This is a genomic window from Streptomyces sp. NBC_01233, assembly GCF_035989305.1.
In the GTDB taxonomy this organism is placed as follows: domain Bacteria; phylum Actinomycetota; class Actinomycetes; order Streptomycetales; family Streptomycetaceae; genus Streptomyces.
Genome location: NZ_CP108514.1, coordinates 9,422,504 through 9,444,939, shown reverse-complemented (window position 1 = coordinate 9,444,939; position 22,436 = coordinate 9,422,504). Strand labels below are relative to the sequence as shown.

Annotated in this window: 23 protein-coding genes; 9 read left to right on the top strand and 14 right to left on the bottom strand. The window is 71.9% G+C overall.

Going from position 1 to position 22,436, the window contains the following annotated elements; genetic code table 11:
- Positions 1–202: 202 nt before the first annotated feature.
- The 8 genes from OG332_RS43660 to OG332_RS43625 form a co-directional block, all read right to left on the bottom strand.
- A complete protein-coding gene (locus OG332_RS43660; RefSeq protein WP_327418641.1) occupies positions 203–922 on the bottom strand; it encodes a 4'-phosphopantetheinyl transferase family protein in 720 nt (239 codons plus the stop codon).
- Entirely contained in the window at positions 919–3,330 is a 2,412-nt protein-coding gene (locus OG332_RS43655) for an amino acid adenylation domain-containing protein (protein ID WP_327418640.1), read from the bottom strand. The genes OG332_RS43660 and OG332_RS43655 overlap by 4 nt, the downstream gene beginning before the upstream one ends.
- Entirely contained in the window at positions 3,327–6,602 is a 3,276-nt protein-coding gene (locus OG332_RS43650) for an AMP-binding protein (RefSeq protein ID WP_327418639.1), read from the bottom strand. The genes OG332_RS43655 and OG332_RS43650 overlap by 4 nt, the downstream gene beginning before the upstream one ends.
- A complete protein-coding gene (locus OG332_RS43645) occupies positions 6,599–7,336 on the bottom strand; it encodes a GNAT family N-acetyltransferase (protein ID WP_327418638.1) in 738 nt (245 codons plus the stop codon). Before OG332_RS43645 ends, OG332_RS43650 begins: the two co-directional genes overlap by 4 nt.
- Positions 7,337–7,532: 196 nt before the next feature.
- Positions 7,533–7,817, bottom strand: a complete 285-nt coding sequence (locus OG332_RS43640; RefSeq protein ID WP_327418637.1) for a phosphopantetheine-binding protein — start codon at positions 7,815–7,817, stop codon at positions 7,533–7,535.
- A 419-nt stretch (positions 7,818–8,236) separates the two neighbouring features.
- Positions 8,237–8,407: a hypothetical protein gene (locus OG332_RS43635; RefSeq protein WP_327418636.1), complete on the bottom strand. Its 171-nt coding sequence runs from the start codon at positions 8,405–8,407 to the stop codon at positions 8,237–8,239.
- 185 nt (positions 8,408–8,592) lie between these two features.
- Positions 8,593–8,925 carry a hypothetical protein gene (locus tag OG332_RS43630; RefSeq protein WP_319721744.1) on the bottom strand — a complete coding sequence of 111 codons (333 nt, stop codon included), beginning with the start codon at positions 8,923–8,925 and terminating at the stop codon, positions 8,593–8,595.
- A gap of 292 nt (positions 8,926–9,217) precedes the next feature.
- The gene (locus OG332_RS43625; protein ID WP_327418635.1) at positions 9,218–10,198 is read right to left on the bottom strand and encodes a helix-turn-helix transcriptional regulator; all 981 of its coding nucleotides are present in this window, start codon (positions 10,196–10,198) and stop codon (positions 9,218–9,220) included.
- Between the two features lie 977 nt (positions 10,199–11,175).
- On the opposite strand from OG332_RS43625, the gene OG332_RS43620 reads away from it, so the two are divergent.
- A complete protein-coding gene (locus OG332_RS43620; RefSeq protein WP_327418634.1) occupies positions 11,176–11,553 on the top strand; it encodes a hypothetical protein in 378 nt (125 codons plus the stop codon).
- 53 nt (positions 11,554–11,606) lie between these two features.
- Here OG332_RS43620 and OG332_RS43615 read toward each other — a convergent pair whose 3' ends face one another.
- Both OG332_RS43615 and OG332_RS43610 read right to left on the bottom strand, forming a co-directional pair.
- Positions 11,607–12,269 carry a deoxynucleoside kinase gene (locus OG332_RS43615; protein ID WP_327418633.1) on the bottom strand — a complete coding sequence of 221 codons (663 nt, stop codon included), beginning with the start codon at positions 12,267–12,269 and terminating at the stop codon, positions 11,607–11,609.
- A gap of 323 nt (positions 12,270–12,592) precedes the next feature.
- Positions 12,593–12,745 carry a hypothetical protein gene (locus tag OG332_RS43610; RefSeq protein WP_327418632.1) on the bottom strand — a complete coding sequence of 51 codons (153 nt, stop codon included), beginning with the start codon at positions 12,743–12,745 and terminating at the stop codon, positions 12,593–12,595.
- A 395-nt stretch (positions 12,746–13,140) separates the two neighbouring features.
- Between OG332_RS43610 and OG332_RS43600 the strand changes: the two genes are divergently transcribed.
- Positions 13,141–13,713 carry a DM13 domain-containing protein gene (locus OG332_RS43600; protein WP_327418631.1) on the top strand — a complete coding sequence of 191 codons (573 nt, stop codon included), beginning with the start codon at positions 13,141–13,143 and terminating at the stop codon, positions 13,711–13,713.
- A 105-nt stretch (positions 13,714–13,818) separates the two neighbouring features.
- Here OG332_RS43600 and OG332_RS43595 read toward each other — a convergent pair whose 3' ends face one another.
- Positions 13,819–14,931 (bottom strand): sulfite oxidase, encoded by a 1,113-nt coding sequence (locus OG332_RS43595; protein WP_327418630.1) that lies wholly within the window; start codon positions 14,929–14,931, stop codon positions 13,819–13,821.
- Between the two features lie 230 nt (positions 14,932–15,161).
- Here OG332_RS43595 and OG332_RS43590 point away from each other — a divergent pair, with 230 nt between their 5' ends.
- The 4 genes from OG332_RS43590 (at position 15,162) to OG332_RS43575 (ending at position 17,579) form a co-directional block, all read left to right on the top strand.
- A complete protein-coding gene (locus tag OG332_RS43590; protein WP_327418629.1) occupies positions 15,162–15,299 on the top strand; it encodes a hypothetical protein in 138 nt (45 codons plus the stop codon).
- 5 nt (positions 15,300–15,304) lie between these two features.
- Positions 15,305–15,712, top strand: a complete 408-nt coding sequence (locus tag OG332_RS43585; protein WP_327418628.1) for a hypothetical protein — start codon at positions 15,305–15,307, stop codon at positions 15,710–15,712.
- Between the two features lie 98 nt (positions 15,713–15,810).
- A complete protein-coding gene (locus tag OG332_RS43580) occupies positions 15,811–16,875 on the top strand; it encodes an NAD-dependent epimerase/dehydratase family protein (protein ID WP_327418627.1) in 1,065 nt (354 codons plus the stop codon).
- Between the two features lie 191 nt (positions 16,876–17,066).
- On the top strand, positions 17,067–17,579 hold the full coding sequence (locus tag OG332_RS43575; RefSeq protein WP_327418626.1) for an EF-hand domain-containing protein: 513 nt from the start codon (positions 17,067–17,069) through the stop codon (positions 17,577–17,579).
- A gap of 403 nt (positions 17,580–17,982) precedes the next feature.
- On the opposite strand, the gene OG332_RS43570 is transcribed toward OG332_RS43575, so the two are convergent.
- The 3 genes from OG332_RS43570 to OG332_RS43560 form a co-directional block, all read right to left on the bottom strand.
- A complete protein-coding gene (locus OG332_RS43570) occupies positions 17,983–18,270 on the bottom strand; it encodes a hypothetical protein (RefSeq protein ID WP_327418625.1) in 288 nt (95 codons plus the stop codon).
- A 102-nt stretch (positions 18,271–18,372) separates the two neighbouring features.
- Positions 18,373–19,482 (bottom strand): sensor histidine kinase, encoded by a 1,110-nt coding sequence (locus OG332_RS43565; protein WP_327418624.1) that lies wholly within the window; start codon positions 19,480–19,482, stop codon positions 18,373–18,375.
- The gene (locus tag OG332_RS43560; RefSeq protein ID WP_327418623.1) at positions 19,475–20,311 is read right to left on the bottom strand and encodes a response regulator transcription factor; all 837 of its coding nucleotides are present in this window, start codon (positions 20,309–20,311) and stop codon (positions 19,475–19,477) included. Before OG332_RS43560 ends, OG332_RS43565 begins: the two co-directional genes overlap by 8 nt.
- Before the next feature lie 114 nt (positions 20,312–20,425).
- Here OG332_RS43560 and OG332_RS43555 point away from each other — a divergent pair, with 114 nt between their 5' ends.
- Genes OG332_RS43555 through OG332_RS43545 form a run of 3 tightly spaced genes read left to right on the top strand, consistent with a single transcriptional unit; the run spans position 20,426 to position 22,424 of the window.
- Positions 20,426–21,151, top strand: a complete 726-nt coding sequence (locus tag OG332_RS43555; RefSeq protein ID WP_442816306.1) for a glycosyltransferase family 2 protein — start codon at positions 20,426–20,428, stop codon at positions 21,149–21,151.
- The gene (locus OG332_RS43550) at positions 21,148–21,768 is read left to right on the top strand and encodes a TIGR04282 family arsenosugar biosynthesis glycosyltransferase (protein ID WP_327418621.1); all 621 of its coding nucleotides are present in this window, start codon (positions 21,148–21,150) and stop codon (positions 21,766–21,768) included. Before OG332_RS43555 ends, OG332_RS43550 begins: the two co-directional genes overlap by 4 nt.
- On the top strand, positions 21,765–22,424 hold the full coding sequence (locus OG332_RS43545) for a class I SAM-dependent methyltransferase (protein WP_327418620.1): 660 nt from the start codon (positions 21,765–21,767) through the stop codon (positions 22,422–22,424). Before OG332_RS43550 ends, OG332_RS43545 begins: the two co-directional genes overlap by 4 nt.
- The last annotated feature ends 12 nt before the right edge of the window (positions 22,425–22,436 follow it).

Below are 22,436 nucleotides of genomic sequence, written 5' to 3'. Positions count from 1 at the left end.
CAGCGACAAGAGTGTCAGGTAAGTTCCCAGGAAAATCCCCGGTGGGCGACGCGGAAGATGACACGCTCGTAAGCGGGGCATCGCACCATCAGTGCGGGGTTCCTTGATAAGTTCACCTTAACTATGTTGACCGAGATCGGCTCTGTCAACCTTTTTCTGAATTAATTCAAGGAGTGTCAGGAATAAATGCCGATGCCGATGCCTACGGCAGCGCATCATGCATGCCGATGGTCGGTGGATGTGGCGAGTGCACGGCGAGGGCCGCCGCGTGCCCGTCGTCCACGGGCAGGTCGACGAGCCGCCACCCCGGTATCGGCGCCCCGGTGTCGTCCTGGGAAAGGTCTCGGCCCAGGCCGGTGCCGATGCCCTTCAGATACGCCTCCTTGCGCGCCCACACGCGGGCGAACGCGGCTCCTCGCTCGGCGAGCGGCACTGCCTCGACCGCGGCACGCTCTGCCGGGTGCAGGGCGCGGAGCACGTCCGTGACCGTCGTGCCGCTCGGGATCCCTTCCACATCGACGCCGACCGTCAGCTCTGCGACGGCGACCAGCACCCGCTGCCCGCAGTGGGAGAGGGAGAACCGCGTCCGCGCGGAGGGCGCGTCCAGCACGGGCCGCCCGTGCGGCCCCGCGCAGACCGGGCAGGGGTCGCGCCCGAACCTCACCTCGTACGGCTCGACGTCGAGCCGCGCGGCCAGGATCCGCCGCAGGGCGACGTGCGCGAAGCCGTAGCGGACACGATCGTCGGAGCGCCGGAACGCCGTCATGCGCCGGCGTTCCTCCGCGTCGAGCACGGACAGGTCGAAGGCGTCGGGTTCCCGGGCCGACGGCACACGCATCGACCAGACTCGGATCTCGCCGCCATGGTCACCGGCGTCGACGAGCCCGGGATCCTTCGTCCGGGTCGGGACCGACCCGGTCACCGGGAGCCTCCGGTGGTGTTCCCGGGTCCGGCGTCGGCGAGGAGCCGATCCCTGGCGATCTTGCCGGTGGGGCCGACCGGGAAGGAGGGAACGTCGGTGAGACGGCTGGGCAGCATGTACGCGGGAAGGAGGCCGCCGAGAGCCGCCAGAACCTCGTCCGGTGTCACCGCCGGCGCACCGTCGGCCGCCGTCCGCTCCGGGATGTAGAACGCTGCCAACTCCCGCCCGTGCGCGGTCTCCGGGGCGAGGACGACAGCGGACTTGACCCCTGGACACCGGGTCAACGCCGCTTGCACCTCGCCCAGTTCGATGCGGTATCCCCGGACCTTCACCTGATCGTCGAGACGGCCGAGGAATTCGAGGTTCCCGTCCGGCAGCCAGCGGGCCCGGTCGCCGGTGCGGTACATCCTGGCCTCTGCCCCGTCGGGGGCTCCCCCGGGAACGAACGGGTCCGGCAGGAAGCGCGCGGCCGTGAGCCGGGGAGCCCCCGCGTAGCCCAGGGCCACGCAGGTGCCGGCGATGTAGAGGTCGCCGGGAACCCCGATCGGGCAGGGATCCATCCCGGCGTCGAGCACGTAGTACCGGGCGTTCTGCATGGGACGGCCGTACGGGATGCTCGGCCAGGCGGGGTCCACCTCCCCGACCGCGAAACGGTTCGACCAGACGGCACACTCGGTCGCGCCGCCCAGCGCCGCCACCTGCGCTCCGGGAAACTCGCCGCGGATCTCGCCCGGCAGGGTCACCGGGATCCAGTCACCACTGAGCATGACGAGCCGCAGGTCGCCGCGTCCCTCCGGGTCACGGCATTCCAGGAACGGCATCACATGTGCCATCGCCGCGGGAGCGGAGTCCCAGATGGTGATCGGCTCCTGTTCGAGCAGGTCCACCAGGGCGTCCGGTTCCGTCAGCGCTCCGTCCGGAACCACCCGGACCGAGCCGCCCGCGGCGAGCACGCCGAACATGTCGTACACCGACAGGTCGAAGCAGAACGAGGTGACGAACAGCAACCGGTCCGCGTCACCCACCTCGTGGACGCGGTTGATCCAGTCGATGAGGTTGACCACGGCCCGGTGGTCGACCATGACGCCCTTCGGCGCTCCCGTCGATCCGGAAGTGAAGATGACGTACGCGACGTCCTGGGGAGCGGGCTCGCTCCGCACCGGCGCGGTCGGGCGCCGGTCGACGTGCCATCCGGTCCAAGAGCGCAGCGCGCGCAGCCCGTTGTCCTCGGGGATCCGGGCCGGGACCGTGATCACCACGTCGTAGCGCGCGGCCAGGTCGGCGGGCCACTGCGCCCCGTCACGGCCGAGCACCCTGACCACGGCCCCGGGGACGGCTCTGCCCAGCGCCGTGAAGAACGACCGCGGCACGCTGAGCCCGGTGTGCCGGCCCAGCTCGGGATCGACGAGATCGGCGAGCACGACGGAACCGCCCGCGGCCAGCATCGGCAACACGTCCGACAGGACGCGCACCAGGTAGTCCATGTCGGGGAAGAACTGGACGGTGCTCGCGAGCACCACGAGGTCCACCGGCTGGTCGAGGGCGGTCGTGGCCTCGTGGGCGAACAGCGTGGCACCGGCGAGCGGGAAGCCCGCCCGGGCGGCCCGGTCCCGTACGGCCGCCACGGCGGAGGCGGCCGGGTCGACGGCGGTGTACCGCGCGGCGTGCGGTGCGAGGGCCTGCGTGATCAGCCCGGAACCGCAGCCGATCTCCAGTACCGCGCCTGCGGTGGGCATCGCCTCCCGGGCCAGTCGTACGACGTGGTCCCGGTAGGCCGCCACGTCGTCCGAGGTGTAGACGTCGCCGGAGGTGCCGATGTTGAAGCCGGCGGCCTGCAGGGGGTCCGGCAGCTCCGCCACGTAGTTCCAGAGGTCGCCGACCGCCTCCTCGTCGAACGAGTCCGTCCACGTGTCCTCGGTCGTGAGGTCGTGCACGACCACGTGCCGCAGGGTGGGAACGTCCCAGCGGATCGCTCCGACGGCGGGGAGCTGGTCGCGCGAGGTGAGCAGGGCGCTGACGCCGAGACCGGCGAGGAGCGACCGGATCCGGGACTGCGGCCACCGGATGTCCAGCGGCACATAGGTGGCACCCGCTTTGAGCACGGCGAGGAGGCTGACCACGGCCTCCGCCGAGCGGGTGGACAGGAGGCCGACGTGGGAACCTCTGCCGATGCCCAGGGTGCGCAGGTGGTTGGCCAACCGCTCGGCCCGCTGGTCGAGTTCGGCGTGCGTCAGGGTGCGGGTACCGGCGAGGAGGGCCGGGCGGTCGGGTACCCGGCGCGCTGCCTCGCGGAGCAGGGCGGGGACGGTCGCCTCCCGGTCGAAGGGGCGAACGGTGTCGTTCCAGGCGTCCGGGGGCAGGGCCCGCGGCCCCGCAGGGCCGGGCGCGGCTTCTTCCAGGGGGTTCATTCGGTGATGTCGCTTTCTGCGGGACAGGGAGGCGTGAGCGGGGCGTCCAACGCGCCGAGCAGTGCGTCGAGCCGCTCCCGCAGTGCTCGGGCCGTGCCGGCGGGGAAGGCCGCTGCGCGGAACTGCACCGTGCCCGCGACCGCGGCGGCGGCGTGGGCCGGCCAGAGTTCCCAGGTGAGCTCGAAGCCACCGTCGCCGGCCGGAGTCGGCGCGGGGCGCGAGAGCGCGGGCGGCAGGGTCAGGACGGTGTCGGCATCCGTCTGGTAGGCCATGCAGACCTGTACGAGCGGCATCCGGTGGCCGCGGTCCCCGCCGACCGCCGCGACGATGTCGTTGAACGGCAGCTCGTCGCGCAGCGCCCGCAGGAAACGCTCCCGGAGCATCGGCACGAGCGAGAGCGGGTCCGTTCCCGGCTCGGTGTCGACGCGCACGGGGAGGGTGTTCACACAGAACCCCACCGTGCGGTCGAGCCTGGGGTCCGACCTGCCCGCCACCGGTACGGCCACGCAGAACCGGCGCGCGCCGGTGATGTCGGACACCGCCTGCGCGAACACCGCCAGCAGTACGACGGCCGGGGTCGCGGCCACCGAGCGGGCGATGTCGCGTACCGCGGCGACGGACCCGGCTGCGACGGGCGCCGCGATGACGCCGACGTCCTCGCCGGGGGCGGCCGTGCCCCCGGTGGCCGTGCCCGTCGCGGGCGGCGCGGTCCTCGGCACGTCCTGGACGCCCGCGAGTTCCTCGCGCCACGCCCGGTCGCGCCGCTCCCGTTCGGCGGGGTCGGCCATGGCCGCCTCCGCCCTGTGCCAGGACGCGTATCCGACGGCCTCCGCCGGCAGGTCGGGGGCGAACCCGCGGGAGCGTGCCTCGTAGGCGGAGCGCAGGTCCTCGAAGATGACCGGGAGGGACCAGCCGTCCACCGCAATGTGGTGCACGGCCAACACGGCGGTGGCCCGTCCGGGCGCGTCCGGGTCGTGCAGCACGGTGAGCCGCAGCACGGGGCCCGTGGTGAGGTCCACCGGGGTGGCGGCGACCGCTCGGGCCCGCGCCGGCATGTCCGCCGCGGGGATCCGGATCTCGTCCAGCGGCGGGACGCCACCGGGCGGCAGGATCCGCTGGAACGGAACGCCGTCTTCGTCATCGAAGTAGACCGTCCGGAGCGTCGGATGGCAGTCGATCACGTCGCCCAGGGCGGCGCGCAGCGCCGGGAGGTCCAGCGGTCCTTCGAATGCGGTCGTGCGGTGGACCAGGTTCTGCGGGCATCCCGGGGCAAGCTGCTCGGTGAGCCAGATCCGGATCTGGCCCGCGGACAGCGGTGACTCGGCGCTCCCGTTCCCGTCCTCCGCGCTCGGCCCGGCATCGGAGGCCCGGGGCAACCCGCTGATGCGCGCCGCGAGTTCCGCGACCCGTGGGGCCGACAGCACGTCGGCGGCCGTGACCCGGCGACCCGTGCCGAGCGTGAGCCGGTGCGCGATCCGGACGGCGGCCAGGGAATCGCCGCCGGAGTGGATCAGGTGCGTGTCCGCCCATGCCCGCGGGGCGCCCAGGACGGCGGCGAACACGGCTGCCACCGCCTCCTCTTCCGGGCCCTGCGCGGGCGTGGAACCGCTCAGCGCGGTGGCCTGACGGGCCGCGCGGCGTTCCAGCTCCGGGTAGTCGGTCTTGCCCGAGTTGTTGCGCGGGTACGCGTCGAGCCGGCCGATCCACCGCGGCGCCAATGGCCCGGGCAGCAGCGAGACCAGCCTCTCCCGCAGCGCTGCGACGTCCAGCCCCTCGGCGCCGGTGATCCAGGCTGCGAGCCCGATGGGCCGCTCCTGCGCATCGCGCAGCGGAACCACGGCGGCGTCGTGCACGCCCGGCTCCCGGCGCAGTGCGGCCTCGGTCTCCGCCGGCTCGACACGGACTCCCCGGATCTTGAGCTGGCGGTCTGCCCGGCCGCGGTACCAGAGCACTCCGTCCTCGTCGAGGACGCCGAGGTCGCCGGTCCGGTAGAGCCGGACGCGGGTGCCCTCGGGCAGACCGGTGATCTCCGTCGGGAGCACCGACTCGACGAAACGCTCTGCCGTCTGCTCCGGGTCGCCGAGGTACTCGCGGACGAGTCCGGGACCGCCCAGCACGATCTCGCCGATCTCGCCCCGGTCCGCGACGCCTCCGTCCTCCCGGGTCACGATCAGGAGGGTGCCCGGCACCGCCGTGCCGATGGGCACGTCGACGGCGTGCTCGAGGGCCGTCGCGTCGTGGACGCGAACTGCCGTGGCCAGGATGGTGCACTCGACCGGCCCGTATCCGTTCACCAGGTGAAGCGCCGGGTGGGCCGTCAGCAGCCGTCGGGCGTGTTCCGTCGACATCCGCTCGCCCCCGGACATCACCTGGGCGATGCCGTCGAAGCACTGCGGGGCCTCGTCCACGAGGGTGTTCAGGAGTGACGGCGTGATCGTGAGCGTGTTGACACCGTGGACCCTCACCGCGTCCCGGAGGGCGGCGGGCGTGAGCGGACCAGGAGCGCCGTAGGCCACCGACCCGCCGCTCAGCAGCGGCGCCCACGTCTCCATGGAGGCCAGGTCCCAGGCCACCGAGGACGTGCGCAGTGTGACGGTACGCGGACCGAAGTGCCCGATCGGAGCCTCGCCGGAGAACAGGTCCGGGGCGTCGTCGAACGGCGCGACGGGCTCGCAGGAATAGGGGGTGGGCGTGAAGAGCCGCAGGGTCGCCGCGTGCGGCGACACGGCCCCCTTGGGCTCTCCGGTGGAGCCGGAGGTGAAGAAGACACAGGCCGGCGAGTCCGCCGAACCGGCGGCGGGGACCGGTTCTCCGCTCCGGTCCGGCGCGAGGGCCGCGACGTCGGCCGGGACGCGCACGCTCTCCCGTCCCGTCGGCGCGACCTCCACGGCGTCCCCGACGAGCAGGACGGGGGCGTCGCACCTGTCGACGATCTGCTGGAGCCGCCCGGCCGGCCAGTCCACGGGCAGTGCCGCGTATGCCGCACCGGTCTTGAGCACGGCCAGCAGTACAGCGGGCAGTACCGGACCGGGCGGAACCAGGACCGGTACGAAGTCGCCCTCCCCGATGCCCCGTTCCAGCAACTCGCCGGCGAGCCGGTTCGCCGCCGCGTCCAGTTCTCCGTAGCTGACGGTCAGACCGTTCCCGTACCGCAGGGCGATCGCGTCGGGACGCAGCACGGCAGCGGCGGCGACACCTCCGTGGATCGTTGCGGAGGACGGGATGTCCTTGGGGTGCGAGAGCACGGCGCTCGGCCGGCGGATCGCCGTCATGCGCCGCTCCGTACGCCGTCGGCGACGGGACCGTGCCCGACCGGGCGCGAACCGGCCTGCTCGAGGCCTTCGGTCCCGAGCGCGTAGTGCAGCAGCTCCGCCTCTTCGGCGGTCCGGCGGAAACCGACCCGCTCCAGCACGGCCTGTGACGCGGTGTTGTCCTTCAGCGTGCGCGCGACGACGGTGGTGACGCCGGGCTGGGCCAGCGCCCAGCGCGTCAGCTCGTGGAGCGCACCGCTGGCGTACCCGGCGCCGCGGCCGGATTCCACGAGGCCGAAGCCCACCTCGACGGTGCCCTCCTGCGGCGGGCTGTGGAAGCCGATGTCGCCGATCACCCGGCCGTCGGCGCACCGTACGACCTGGTACATGCCGAAGCCCCGAACGTGCTGGTCCGCGGTCCGCTTCCCGAATCCGCCGGCTGCGGCGAGCGTCCCGGCGAAGGGGTAGCCGGGTGCCCAGTCGTCTTCCGGCGCGTCGTCCCGGAGCAGCGCGGCAACCTGGTCGGCAGTCAGCTCCCGCAGGACGAACCGCTCGGTTCCCAGGACGTTCGGCTCGGCCGCGGACAGGTCCCGCAGGGACCGGGGGCGCATGTCGGTCCAGACTTCCGCGATGTGGCCGAGGCAGTCCTCCTCGGTGCCGGAGAATCCGGTGGCCTGCCAGCCGGAGGGAACGCCCACGGCGTGCGGCCACAGCGAGTGCTGGCCTTCACCGTTGGCGACGACGAGATGGGACATGGGGGTGAACTCCAGGAAGGATAGGGGCGGTTCACTGTTCCGGACCACGGGCCGAAGGTGCTGGTCACGCTGTCGCCCGCGGGCTGGGCCACCTGGTGGATCGTGGCGGCCTGTGACCTGCACGGCCGGGCGTGCGACGACGGGTACCGGCGCGCGATGCCGCGACCGCCGCTCGCGTCGCACGGCGCCGGGGTGGTCACGCCGTCGTCGTCTCCGGACGGGCGGTGGTGTTCTGCGCGGACACCTGGGCGTACACAGCGCCTGCCAACTGCTCCACCGTGCGGTGGTCGAAGATCAGCTGCATGGAGAGCCGCACGCCGACCGAACGGCCGAGCCGTGCCATGACCTTGGACGCGAGCAGGGAGTGCCCGCCCGACTCGAAGAAGCTGTCGCTGTCGCTGAAGTCGGAGCGACCGAGGACCTCGGTCCAGATGGTCCGTACGCGGTCGGTGAGTTCGTCCGGCGTCATGTCGGTCTGCATCGGTAGCTGCTTCTTTCTCGGCGCGTGCCGGGAGTCATCAGTCGGTGGGTACCGCCCACGCTCTTCCGGAGCGGAGCGGAGCGGAGCGGAGCGGGGATGGGGATGGGGATGGGGATGGGGATGGGGAGACCGGCCGTGCGCTTCGCCTCCGCGGTGCGCTCCCCACGCGGGCCGGTGGGGACGGAAGCGTCCATCGGACGGGGTGGCGGGGGCGTACCCCCGCCCATTTCCCGGGCCGGCTCGAACGGGCGCGACAGTGCCTTGTCGACGTGGGCGGGTTCCGGCCACCGGAACCTGTGCCGAGGCCCGTCACGGTGCGCTATGCACGGAACCCGTTCCGTGCCTCAGGAGGAGGCGGACGTCTTGAAATTGCCCTCGGCTCGTCCGGCCGGCGAAAGGATCGATCCGAAGGAAATGCCTTAGTCCCAGGCCCAGTTTTCGGGGGCCGCCACCACGTGCTCTTCCTCGTGGGCCACCAGAGCGGGTGCCGCGGTCTCGTCGGGGAGCGCACCGCTGGCGAAAAGGACCGGAAGGGCGATCAGAAGGGAGAGAACTGCTGCCCGGAATACGCGGTTCATGCGGTCGTGCACGGATACCCCTCAAGGAAATGCATGCCGGAACCACACGGGTAAGTGTGGAAGGCACAAGAAAAATGGGCAGTTCTGCGTGATCGTCCGACGCAGTGCGCCGCCCCCCGTCCTGACTGATATTGGTCGCAGCCACTACCCGGTGTCGACGATTCCGGATGGCCCATGTAGGCCATGGCACCAACCGGTCAGTTTGAGCCAGATTCGCGGAGGAACGCCTCCGCGGCCGCCGAGACACCCAGCAGCAGGTCGGCCCCGTACGAGGACACTTTCCAGCCTGCGGACCATTCACGGTCGAGCCAGGCGTCCCATGCTGCGGCGGCCAGTCGTTCGGCGGCGCCGAGGTCAGCGGCGACCACGAAGGTCATGGCCACGACCTGCGAGGACAGTGGGACCAGGCTCACGTGGGCAACCCCGGGCTGGGGGTCGCCGAGGAGCCGGTCCCCGATGTCGGCGCTGCCCGCCAGGCCGGTGGTTCGAGCGCCGTTCGGCGACTGCAGGAACACCTTGATGGCATACACAGGGAATACCGTAGCCAGCCTTTGAGCACATCAAATGATGTCTGATACGGCCACCTCATGCCATGGCATGAGGTGGCCATGGGCAGCCTCGATTGCTCCAGGATGAACGCCGGCGCATTCTCGCCGATATCACGGGCCTTCGACCGGAACACCCGACGGGGGACCGGCGGGCCCGGCTTCGCGGGCGTCACGCACGGCATGCCCCTTATCGATACCACGCGAAGTGACGGTGAACAAGTGCCGCATGGTCCGAGGACCCCGCGACGAGGTCCTCACCGATTGCGGCGCGTTGTCAGATCCACCCTCGCCGCGCGGCCTGCACCCCTGCCTGGAAACGGCTTTCGGCGTTCAGCGTCTTGAGCAGGTCCGACATCAGGCGGCGGACCGTGCGGATGGACACCCCGAGCTTTCGTGCGATGACCTCGTCGGTGTGGCCGTCCTCGAGCATCCTGAGCAGTGCCAGTTCGCGCTCGCTGGGCCCGTCGCAGTGGGGTGCGGAGGCTTCTCCCAGCGGGGTGGCTCGCTCCCACGTCAGATCGAAGAGCTGGTTGAGCGCAGAGACGATGCTGGTGAGCCGGATGACGAACGCCCCCTGCCCGCTCGCGTCCGGCTTCACCGGGAGCACGGCCACGGAGCGGTCACACAGGATGAGGCGCATCGGCAGCGAGGGCATGGTGCGCGTCTGGCCTCCCTGCTCGGCAAACCAGGTGGCGTACTCGACCGTTGCCGGGTCCTTGCGAACGGTCTCCAGGTAGATGGTCTGCATCCGGACGCCCCGCGCCAGGTTCTGCACGTCGAGGGGGCGCGACGCGTCCAGGGCCGCCTGACTGAGCGCCGGCCCCGGCATGAACGCGCGCACTTCAGAGGCGGCTCCCTGGGCGAGTTGGGCCAGATGGGAGCGCACCGCCTCCAGGCCCACGAGGCGCTCGACGCCCGCCACGTCGTTCTGCACGCGCCGTGCGGTGTACTCGGACGTCAGAGCCGTGAGCATCGCCCGGTCCCGTGACAGCCTGGCGCGGCGTTCATCCAGTTCGGCTTCGAGATCCTGCAGCAGGGGAAGGAGTCCGAGCTCCGGACTGGCCGGCACGAGCGCTTCGGCTCCGGAGGCAGAGCGAAGGAGCGAGAACCGGGTCAGCCGGTCCAGCGTGTCGCGGACCTCGGACTCCCCCATGCCGAGATTCTGCCCAATGTCCGCCATATCCCAGCCGGGGTGGACGAGAAGCGCTCGATAAACGTCGTGGTCTCGATTCTCAAGGCCGATGCTCTCCAGCACTTACCGCTCCCCCTGTGGTCGTACCGCAGCGGGAACGCATACAGTTCCCGAAGCGCGAGGCACAGCATACCCGCCTGTATGTGCAGGTCAACACATAGACGAGGGTGGGGCGATGACCCCGCTCGAGGCGCCCAGGACATTCTGGACTTTGCCGCAAGCAGCATTTCAAACATAGTGGCCGCGTGCGAGTTCGACTAACCGCCGCCATTTCCCCGATGCCGACGGCATCGGGACGGTACGACCACGGGCGGAGCGCCAGGGCACGCCCTCACAGAGCCCGAGAAGCCCCGGCGCACACTGCCACCAGCCCTCAGATCCCTCACCTGCCCACCGGCCGGCCACCTCCGCGAGCCACGCTCCGGCGTCCGTCAGCGTCCCGCACCCGCACCGAAGGAAGATTGAACTTCGCCCCCGCTCCCCTATTCACACCGACCCACGGAACAGACGCAAAGACGTATCCGGAGACGGATCCACGAATGAAGTCCGCCATCGACCGGAACAAACCGGTGATCACTCGACCGGGCGACGGTCGCGAAGCAATGCAACTCGTATCACGAGGAACACTCCCCGCGTTCACTGCTACAAATGCGCAGTGTCCCCGGGCTGCGACGAGAGATCATTTTGGTCATTCGACCGGCAAGGGTGCTCGGCTCTTCCCCCAGCTCGGGAAAGCCGCACCCGGTGTGAGGTCAGCAGCCGGTCCGGGTGGGGCTCATCGCGAATCGGGACGCACCTGGACGATGCCCAGGGTGTGCGCGGTGTCCGCTTGTGCCTGTTCCAGGTGCCGGGCTGCGGGAACGGTGAGCGGGTGGAGGGCTTGGGGGACTCACCGGCACTGCGGCGGCGGGCTTCGGGAAACTTCACCGGCGTCCAGGCCCCCAACTGTCATCGCCTGCGACCGGAGACGGCCGCTTCGCTGGATCCGTCGCGGTGCCCCGGACAGTCACCGGGCATCGGCCAGGGAGAGACTTCTCCCCATGAGAGTCAGATGCCTGGAGATCATCCATCCCGACGGCGACTACCCGGTCGCGGAGTATGACGGGATCCGCGTGGGCGGCGTTTACCCGGTCCTGGAGATGGTCGCCCACGACATCGATTGCCAGATCCGCGTGCTCGGCCCCGCAACATCCGACCCCGGACTGCTCTGGGACCCCGTCAACTTCGAGACGGTGGACACCCGGATCCCGCCCGGCTGGACCCTGAGCATCGTCGACGGCCGCACCCGCCTCGCGGACGCCCGCTGGCAGCGTCCCGGCTTCTGGACCGATTACCACCACGGCGACCCACAGGCCCTGGCCGACTACGAACACGTGAAGAGCGAACTCCTCGCCCCCGCCCCGCCATCCGAGAACTGACCCCCCGCGCCCGGTGCCCTGTCCCGTGTCCGAACCGTCAGGGTGGAACAGCTTCAGGCCCGGAGCCTGGCCGCCGCCAGGGCGTTCTCGACCTCCCGCACCACGCGGGTCGCGTCCTCGGGGTTGTTCACCACATCCGTGTGGTTCATGTCGACGACAAGGACGTCGCTGGCCGAGTAGTGCTGGTGCACCCAGTCGTCGTAGCCGGACCACAACGTCCGGTAGTACTCGACGAGGCTCTCGTCCTGCTCGAAGTCGCGCCCCCGCAGCCCTATGCGATGCAGCACCGTCTCGAAGTCCGCCTTGAGGTAGACCATGAGATCGGGTGCCTTGCGGTACGGCAGGCCGTCGATCTCACGCATCATCTCGTTGAGCAGTCCCTCGTACACCCGCATCTCGAGGGAGCTGATCCGGCCCAGGTCGTGATTGACCTTGGCGAAATACCAGTCCTCGTAGATCGACCGGTCGAGGACGTTGTCGCCCTGCTTGTACGCCTCCTTGATCGAGGCGAACCGCGTCTGCAGGAAGTAGAGCTGGAGCAGGAAGGGGTAGCGCTTCGCCTGGATCTCCTCGGGGCTCGCCGTGTAGAAGAGCGGAAGGATCGGATTGTCTTCCACGCTCTCGTAGAAGACTTCGCTGCCCAGCTCCTTTGCGAGCAGTTCGGCCACGCTCGTCTTGCCGAGTCCGATCATGCCACCGACGCAGATCACTGCCATACCTCACTTCTCCCTGGGGGTCTTCCGATCGCGAGCGGGTGGGCTGGGCGCCCCACAGCGCGCAGGCGCGTGCCGGTGGTCACTGGATCCCCCGAGATCTTCATGATCGGCGCCATGTGGTCCCCTGACCGGACCGAGGCCCCGGCACGGACCGCCTCGGCGACCGGCCGGACCGACCGTGCTGCGGTTGCCGAGCGCGACGAGTCACCGCCCCGCGACCGCCTTGAAGCATAGATGACGCGTCGCCCCACGCCGGGCCCCACCCGAATGGGTCGGGTCAGCGGCGCGTGCCGGGCGACCGTCCGCCCGACCACGCCCTGTGATCACAGGGGTAGCCGTGGGGCCGTCGTCCCGCCTGCGGTCAGGACGAGGGCGCCCTCGTGGCCGGGGCCGAGCGCCGACCGGCTCGTCTCCGTGCTGGTGCGCAGGTCACCGGCGGTGCCGGAGGCGCTGGTCCAAGGGCCCTTGCTGTGCATGAGGTTTCCGGCCCCGCCCCCGCCGGTCCCGGGGTCAGGGGCCTCCGAGGCGAGCCTCATCGCGGGCCCGCCGCCGGTCGGTCCGAACAGCTCCTGCCAGCGCTCCGAGAACGGACCTCCTCCTAGTCTGGTGGCCGCTGATCCTCCACCAGGTCGGTCACTACACCGCGGCCACCGCGCTCCCGGCCGACGGCTTCCTCGCCCGCTGGCTACTGATCACCGCTGCCCTCTTCGCCGCCTCCGCCGCCACACTGGTCGTCCGGGCCAAGCTCCTGCGGTCCCGGCCCCAGACGTAAGAACTTCGTCATCAGGGCGGGCATGGTGCCTCGTGTCCCTGCCGCGTTGAATGAGGTGAGCGGACCGGTGAACGCACCGGTGAACGGACCGGTGAGGGAATGGGGACGGCAGTGGCACATACGAAGCGGAGCGGTCGGGCATGGGCCGGGGCAGTGATCGCGGCGACCGTGGTGCTGGGCATCGGCTTGTACTGGTTCCAGCCGTGGAAGCTGTGGCGGGACGAGACCGTCAGGGAGGCGTTGCCCAGCGCGGCCTCGACGCAGCGGCCGTCCGGGGCGACCCCGGCGGCCGGCGCGGCTCCCAGTGCCCCGGCGGGCCCGCAGACCCTCGCTCAGGGCGTCCTGATCAGCCACGAGCACACCACCACGGGCACGGCGAAACTGATCCGCCTCCCCGACGGCTCACGCACCCTGCGCCTGGAGAACCTCGACACCAGCAACGGCCCGGACCTCCGCGTCTGGCTGACCGACGCCCCGGTGAAGGAGGGCACCGCCGGCTGGACCGTCTTCGACGACGGCAAGCACGTGAGCCTGGGCAAGCTCAAGGGCAACAAGGGCGACCAGAACTACGAGATCCCGGCCGATGTGAACCTGGCCGACTACAGCAGCGTCACCATCTGGTGCGACCGCTTCGACGTCTCCTTCGGCGCGGCAGCTCTGGCCTCGGCGTGACGAGCGGGGCATCGGTCTCCTCACGGGTCCTTGGCGGGCAGGCGGAGCAGCCGCTCAGGTCGTCCCGTGACGCGGGTGCGGCCGACGGACCCGGCACGGCGGTGATCAGCGGCACAGGACCGGGACGTGCTGGACGAGGTTGTTGGCGAAGCCGCCGCGGTTCCAGGGCTGTTCGAGGGGCTGGGTGTGTCCTTCGGCATCCGCGGCACGCGCGATGAGGGTGTGTGCCCCGGGGGTGGCCGTCCAATCGCAGTGCCACGCCTGCCAGACCCACGCGCGCCGTGCCCGCGGCGTCACCTCGGCTTCCGCCCAGGTGCGGCCCCCGTCGCCGCTCACCTGCACCCGCGCGATCGGCCCGTGCCCCGACCAGGCACGTCCCTCCAGCGGTACGACCCCCGGGCGTACGACACGGGTGCGCGACATGAAGTCGGGGAAGCCCGGAGGGACCATCAGGGCCCGCGGCGCGATCCTGGTGACCGGTTCGCCGGGCTCCTCGGGCGTCTGCCGGATCCGGTAGGCCACGGCCTGCTGGAACCCGGTGAACGGTGCGTCGGCCAGGGTGATGTCCCGGAGCCATTTCACGTGGGCCATGCCGTACCAGCCGGGTACGACCAGCCGCAGTGGATACCCGTGCTGCGGCGGCAGGGGCAGGCCGTTCATCTCGTACGCGATCAGCACCTCCGGGTCCGCACCGGTGGCGACCGGCAGGGGCAGGCTGCGCCGGTAGTCCTGCTCGACCCCGCGTTCCACACCGTGGTCGGCGCCCGTGCAGACGGCTTCGACCGCGTCCGGCTGCACCCCGGCCTCGGCGAGCACGATCCGCAGCGGCACGCCCGTCCAGTCAGCGGTGCCCACCGCCTCCACCAGCCACGGCTGGCTGACGGGCCGCGGCGACAGCCGCGCCCGTCCGTTGCCCGCGCACTCCATGGTGACCCTGTGCGTCACGGCGGGGAGAGCGCGCAGGGCGGTCATGTCCAGGGCCAGCGGGGTGCGGACCGCGCCGCCGACGGTGAGCTGCCAGGTGGCCTCGTCCCCGGCGGGGATGTCGTAGTGGACGAGCACGTAGTGCAGCCCGGCCGGGGTGACCTCGTAGCGCAGTGCCTCGAGGGGCAGCCCGTGGTTGCGGGCCGCGAGTGCCAGCTCGTCCAGGCCGATCCCCTCCCCGGCGGACGCCACACGGCCCGGGGTGCTGACATCGCCCAGTGACGACGGCTCCATCTCCCCATGGTCGCGCGCTCGGCGTGCACCGGCACATCGGCGGCGGGGCCGGGCGCGCGGGCAGGCCTGCCGCGCAGGACAGCGGACGGCATGACGTACGACGAAGGGCCGGCCCAGCGGGTAGCGGGTCCGGGCGCGGCTCGGTGAGCGGCCCGGCGTCACCGAGAGGCGGATGTCCGGCGGTCATGTCTTCCTGCTGCACGGCAACACGACCGCGGGCGTGTCCGGCGATGCTGACGGTCAGTGGCCCGGTCCTGGCGGAGGATGACGTCCTGGGCCACTGGATCACGAGGGTGCTGGCCTTCGCCGACACCCTGCCGCCCCGTGAGGTCCCTGCTCACCGTTCGAGGATCGCGTTGAAGGAGTGACGGCCATGAACGAGCCGACAGCAGAATCGAACGGTCGCACGCGTCTCGCCTACGTCCTCGGGGTCCCGCTCGCCCCGGAGGTGGAGCGGCAGTGGCCCCAGATGGGCGAGGTCGTCCGCGGCAGCAAGCTCATCGGCGAGATCGAGGGGAACTTCCCCGAGCTCACGCTCGGAGTGGGACGACGGCTGCACCTCGACGACGTGATCGTCGTGGAATGGACCTGCGACTACGGCGACGGCCGCCTCTACCGCAACGTCACCATCGCCGAGCTCCTCGACGGCCGGGCCGTCAAGGTCACCGACTACTGGGGCGAACCCACCTCCACTCCCCCGTGGCGCCGACCGCTCACCGCCCGCCTCGACATGCCGGGCGACGGTATCTGGAAGGACCACGACCACCTCGGCCATCACTGACGGCCGGACCGACGCACGCGCCGCGCGGGCATGACGGAAGTCTTACGTGCGCGCGTGGGAGACCCCTCGGGGACCGTGCCCTGCGTAACGTCGTCGGCATGCGCGTACTCGTCACCGGAGGGGCCGGGTTCATCGGCTCCCACATCGTCACCGCCCTCAAGGACCGCGGGCACCACCCCGTCGTCCTCGACGCCCTGCTGCCCGCCGCCCACCCCGCCGCACCGCCCCTGCCCGACGTCGAGTTCCTGCGCGCTGACGTACGGGACTCCGACGCCGTGCGAGCCGCGCTCCGAGGGGTCGACGCGGTGTGCCACCAGGCGGCCATGGTCGGGCTCGGGAAGGACTTCGCGGACGCCCCCGAGTACGTCGGCTGCAACGACCTCGGGACCGCGGTGCTGCTGGCCGAGATGGCTGCCGCCGGGGTGCGGGAGCTCGTACTGGCCGGGTCGATGGTCGTCTACGGGGAGGGCCGGTACGAGTGCCCGCGCCACGGGGTGGTGCGCCCCGGGCCCCGCCGGACGGAGGATCTGGCGGCCGGCCGGTTCGAGCCGCCCTGTCCCGACTGCGGCACCGCACTCGCGCCGGGCCTGGTCGGCGAGGACGCCCCCACCGATCCCCGCAGCGTGTACGCCACCACGAAGCTCGCCCAGGAACACCTGGCGGCGTCCTGGGCCCGGGGCACACAGGGTCGTGCGGTGTCGCTGCGCTACCACAACGTCTACGGGCCCGGGATGCCTCGCGACACCCCCTACGCGGGAGTGGCCTCGTACTTCCGGTCCGCGCTGGCCCGTGGCGAGGCCCCGCAGGTCTTCGAGGACGGCGCGCAGCGGCGGGACTTCGTCCACGTCACGGACGTGGCCTCGGCGAACGCCGTGGCGCTGGAGGCCGTCGGCGGCATGTCCGCCGGGACGATGACCGCGTACAACACCGGCAGCGGGGAACCGCATACGGTCGGTGAGATGGCGTCCGAACTCGCCTCGGCGTACGGCGGGCCCGCGCCGGTGGTCACCGGCGAGTTCCGCCTCGGCGACGTACGGCACATCACCGCCGACTCCGCCCGGCTGCGCGGGGAACTGGGCTGGCGTCCGGAGGTGCGCTTCGCCGACGGGATGGCCGAGTTCGCCCGGTCCGGTCAGCGTGCGTCGGCGGGCTCCGTCGGCTGAGGCCGCACAGGCCCCCTGAAGCCGTCGGCCGAGGCCGCACAGGGGTCCTGAAGAGGAGGCCCACCGGGAGGGACCTGCAGTGGAGTATGTGCCGACTGTGGTGACCAGGTGACCTGGTGCCGGGTTGATCGTTTCCGGGGTGGGAGCGGCGTCCGCTGTTTCTCCGGCTTCGCGCAGGAAAGAGGGTCCGGGTGGACACCATCACGGCTAAGCGGCACATCTTCTCGATGCTGGACGTCGACGGCGACGGGGTCATCTCCCGTCAGGAGTACCTTGGCCGGCCCGAACGCGCGGCAGCGGCCCTGGGCCGGGCCGGCGACGACCCGCTCCTGTCCTTGGCACGCACCGCGCACGAGAGGGTGTTCGCGTCGATGGACGCGAACCTGGACGGCCGGGTGACCTTCACCGAGTACGAGGCGTGGGCGGGCGGGGAGGCCTTCGACGAGGTGTGCAGGCCGGCTCTGGGATCACTGTTCGACCTGGCCGACGCCGACGGCGACGGCCACCTCGACCGGGCGGAGTTCACCCGGCTGCGCCACGCCCTGGGCAACCCCGCCGACAACGCCCGTTCGGCCTTCGACGCACTGGATGAGGACGGTGACGGCCGCATCGACCGGGACGCCTACCTGGCACAGATCCGTTCCTTCGTCACTGACGGATCCTCTCCCATGGCACGGGCTCTCCACGCGGAGGCCGGTAGCTGACGACATGAGGACCGGCGGCTTTGCGGATGCGCGACCGCCTGACTTTCTCCACGGGTTTCGGTTCTGGCTCGATGCCTCAGCAGGGGTGAGTCCGGTCCACGCGCTGGGTGCCGTCCGGTACCAGCGCTGGGCTGTCACCCTGCGCTGCCGGGCCGTGGAACCGAGCCGGGCACCGGCCACGCACATCACCGTGCACGTGCGGTCCCAGACGTGGACTGTCCGTGTGGTGAGGGTGCCCGGAAGGCCCGGTCCGAACGCCCCGGGGGCCGGCCGGTGACCCGTGTTTTCTTCGGCCGGCAGGGAAGAGGGCCCTTGCCCGCGGCCGCGGCGGGTCGCTGCCGGCTTGCCGACCGGGCTTCCGCCGCTCCCGCCGGACCGGGAGCGGCCGCTCGCCTTGGCTTCCCTACCGCGCGTGGCGGAAGTCGTAGTAGCCCTTGCCCGCGACGAGGACCGAGGTGAAGGAGACGGGCAGGCCCTGCCCGTCGCGCGGTACTTCCTGGGAGGTCTGTCGGGTCAAGCCCGGCGAGACGCCCGGCACGACGACGTTCTCCGGGTCCTCGGCGTCCACGGTCCACCCGTGCTCGCGCAGCTCCGCGAGGACGGTGTCGGCGGGGGTCGCGAAGACGTCGTGCCCGTCCAGGAGGACACGCGTGGTGCTCTGCCGGCTCTCGCCGGGCCACCACATTTCCACGGCCGTCGCATGGTCCTCCGCATCGAAGAAGACCGTGCAGCCGACCCCGTCGAAGTCGCCGGGTCATCGCCGATTTCGGCTCGGTGATCCGGCCGGGACGGCCTACGCGGGTGCGGGGAGGGTCAGTTCGAAGCGGCAGCCGCCGGGCACGTTGTGGACGTCCGCGTGCCCGGAGTGGGCCTCGACGATGCCCCTGACGATCGCCAGGCCCAAGCCGGCGCCCGAGGGCGGGGTACGCGCCTGGCTGCCCCGCCATCCGGTGTCGAAGACGCGGGGCAGGTCATCCTCCGGGATGCCGCCGCAGGCGTCGGTGACGGACAGGACGACCGCGTCCGCCCGGCGTTCGGCGGCGATCGCCACGGTGCCGTCTGCCGGGGTGTGGCGGATGGCGTTGACCAGCAGGTTGGACAGCACGCGGGTCATCTCCTTGCCGTCGACCTCCACCGGCAGGGGGGCGATGCTCCCGCCGGCCAGACGTACTCCGTGTTCGCGGGCCAGGGCATCCGCGCCCGCGAGGGCGTCGCCGACCAGGTCGTAGAGGGACATCCGGGTGGGGCTCAGGGAGAGGGCGCCCGCGTGGATGCGGGACAGCTCGAAGAGGTCGGTGACCATGGAGTTGAGGCGCTCCACCTCCGCGCGCATCTGCTGGTGGTAGCGGGCCGGGTCGGCCACGATGCCGTCCTCCAGCGCCTCCGACATCGCGCGCAGCCCGGCCAGCGGGGTCCGCAGGTCGTGCGAGATCCAGGCGACGAGCTCGCGGCGCGAGGTCTCCAGGGCCCGCTCGCGTTCGCGGGAGGCGGCGAGCCGTTCGCCGGTGAGGGCCAGCTCGCGGCTGAGTGCCGCGAGTTCCGCGGGGGCGGGCACGGCGGGAGCCGTGAAAGTACCGTTCTCCCCGAATTCGCGTGCCGCTCCGACGAGTTCCCGGCAGCGCAGCACGACCCGTCGGCCCAGCAGCAGTGCCGTGCCCAGCGAGACGGCGGCGGCCATCGCGACGACGGTGGTCACCACGGCCAGGTCGTGGGAGGACAGGAACATCGCCCACGCCACCGCGAGCGTCCCGGCGAGCATCGCGGACACCGTGACGGCAGCGACGACCGCGAGGGACACTGCGACACTTCGCCGGCGCAGTATCCGCAGCGCGACGGCGCCGAGCAGCCCGGCGGCCGCCGCGCCGAGGAAGGCGTACAGGGCGATCAGCAGCAGATCACGCATGGCCGTCCTCCGCCCCGGCCCCGGCACTGGCCCCGGCACCGGACGCGGACCCGGACGCCGTGCGGCCGGCCGGGGAGGGGCCCGCCTCGAAGCGGTATCCGGCGCCCCACACCGTCCGGATCAGCTGCGGGTCGGCCGGATCCTTCTCGATCTTGCTCCGCAGTCTGCGGACGTGCACGGTGACGGTGGAGAGGTCGCCGAAGTCCCAGCCCCAGACCTCGCGCATCAGCCGCTCCCGGTCACAGACCTGCCCGGTATGCCGGAGGAAGTAGGCGAGGAGGTCGAACTCCCTCAGGGTGAGCGCCAGTTCCGCTCCGTCCCTCGTGGCCCGACGGGCAGCCGGGTCCACGGTCAGGCCGGCCGCCGCCAGCCGGGGCTCGTCGGCCGGGGCCGCCGAGGATGCCCTGCGCAGGACCGACCGCACGCGCAGGACCAGTTCGCGCGGGCTGAAGGGCTTGGTCACGTAGTCGTCCGCGCCCACTTCCAGGCCCAGGATCCGGTCGTCCTCGTCGCCGCGCGCGGTGAGCATGACCACAGGTACGGAGCGCATTCCGTTTCCGTCCGCACGCAGCCGGCGGCAGACCTCCAACCCGTCCATGCCGGGCAGCATCAGGTCGAGGACGACGAGGTCCGGCCGGTGCCGGGCGGCGGCCTCCAGAACGGCCGGGCCGTCCGCGGCACGGTGCACGGTGAACCCGGCCCGCTCCAGATAGCCGGCCACGACCTCCGAGACGGTCGGGTCGTCGTCCACGACCAGGACGCGGCCCGTGACGTCGCCCGGGGCGGGGCCGGGAGCGGGGCCGCGGCCGGTTTCGTTGCTGAATGCCATGCCCCCAGGGTGACACCGTGCCGTGCCGTGGGGACCCGCGCCCGCCGCCGTGCGACTCGGCGTCCGCGTTTCGTAAGGTCTTCGGGCGCCCTTCTCCGCCGACCGGTTCCTACGGTGTGGAGGGTGACTCCTTCTGCTTGTCGTCCGCCCCGCGCGGACCTCGTACTGCCCTGCCTCGACGAGGCGGAGGCCCTGCCCTGGGTGCTGGCGCGGGTGCCGGCCGGGTGGCGGGCCATCGTCGTCGACAACGGCTCAACCGACGGCTCGGCGGACATCGCCCGCTCCCTCGGCGCCACCGTCGTGCACGAGACCCGGCGCGGGTTCGGCGCCGCCTGCCATGCCGGGCTGCTCGCCGCACGGGCCGAGCTGGTCTGCTTCTGCGACTGCGACGCCTCCATGGACCCCGGCCTGCTCGCGCCCATGGCCGGGCGGGTCGCGGCCGGTGAGGCGGACCTGCTGCTCGGCCGGCGCCGCCCTCAAGGACGCGGCGCCTGGCCCGCTCACGCCCGGGCCGGAAACATCGCCCTGGCCCGCATGCTGCGCCGCCGTACCGGCCTGCGGCTGCACGACCTCGGACCGATGCGGGTGGCGCGCCGCGAGGCACTGCTCGGTCTGGGGCTGACCGACCGGCGCAGCGGATACCCGCTCCAGATGGTCGTACGGGCCGCCGACGCGGGCTGGCGGGTGGCCGAGACCGACGTCCCCTACCTGCCCCGGTCGGGGAGGTCCAAGGTCACCGGGACCTGGCGCGGTACCTGGCACGCGGTACGGGACATGCGCCGGGTCCTGGCCGAACCCCCGGGTACCCGCACCGCGCCGGGCGAGGGGATCTCCGCATGAGCACCCTCCTCGTCATCGCCAAGGCTCCCGTCGCGGGCTGCGTCAAAACCCGCCTGACCACGCTGTTCACCCCGCAGCAGGCCGCCGACCTCGCCCTCGCCTCGCTCCAGGACACCCTCGCGGCCGTCCTGGCCACGCCGGCCCGGCGCCGCGTCCTGGTCCTCGACGGACAGCCGGGGCCCTGGATCCCGGAGGGGATCGAGGTCGTCCCGCAGGGCACGGGCGGCCTGGACGTCCGGCTGGCCGCGGCCTTCGCCCTGGCCACGGGACCGGCCCTGCTGATCGGCATGGACACCCCGCAGGTCACCCCCGGCCTCCTCGCGCCCGGGCTCGACTTCACCGAGGCGGACGCCTGGTTCGGGCCCGCCGACGACGGGGGGTTCTGGGCGCTCGGCCTGGCCGATCCCGACCCGGCCCTGCTGCTCGGCGTCCCCATGTCCGTGGCACACACCGGAGAGGTGCAGCGGCGGCGGCTCACGGATGCGGGGCTGGCCGTACGGAACCTGCCCGAGCTGTGCGACGTGGACACCCCGGCCGACGCGGAACGGGTCGCCGCGGCCGCACCGCGGACCCGCTTCGCCACCCTGCACTCCGGCCTGTGCGCGGTGACGCGATGACCGCCCAGCTCACCGAGTCGGGCACGCGAACCTGGCAGGCCGACCCGTACGCCGACGCGCTGCGCGCGGGCCGGGGCCCCCTCTATCTCCGTCGTCACGACGGCTGGTTGCTGCCGCTGGAGGTCGAGCGGTGGTGCGCCGAGCCCGACGCGGCCGACGACACCGTGCTGGCCCGGTGTACCGGGGCCGTCCTCGACATCGGCTGCGGACCGGGCCGCCTGGTGGCCGCCCTCGCCCGGCTCGGGCACGCCGCACTCGGTGTGGACGTCACCCCCGAGGCGGTGGCCCGTACCGTGCGGGCGGGCGGCAGCGCATTGTGCCGGTCGGTCTTCGAGCCGCTTCCCGGCGAAGGCGGTTGGGGCACGGTCCTCCTCATCGACGGCAACATCGGCATCGGCGGCGACCCCGCCGCCCTGCTGCGCCGGGCCGCCGAGCTGACCGCGCCCGGGGGCTCCCTGCTGGTCGAGGTGGCCACCGCCGACGTCGACGAACGCGTCGAGGTGTACGTCGAGGACGGCACCGGCGGCCGCGGGGCGTCCTTCTGGTGGGCCCGGCTCGGCACCCGCGCCCTGTGCTCCGAGGCGAGGGCCGCGGGCTGGAACCCGTACGACACGTGGCGGACGGCGGGCCGGTCCTTCGTGCACCTCACGCTCTGACCGCTGCCGCCC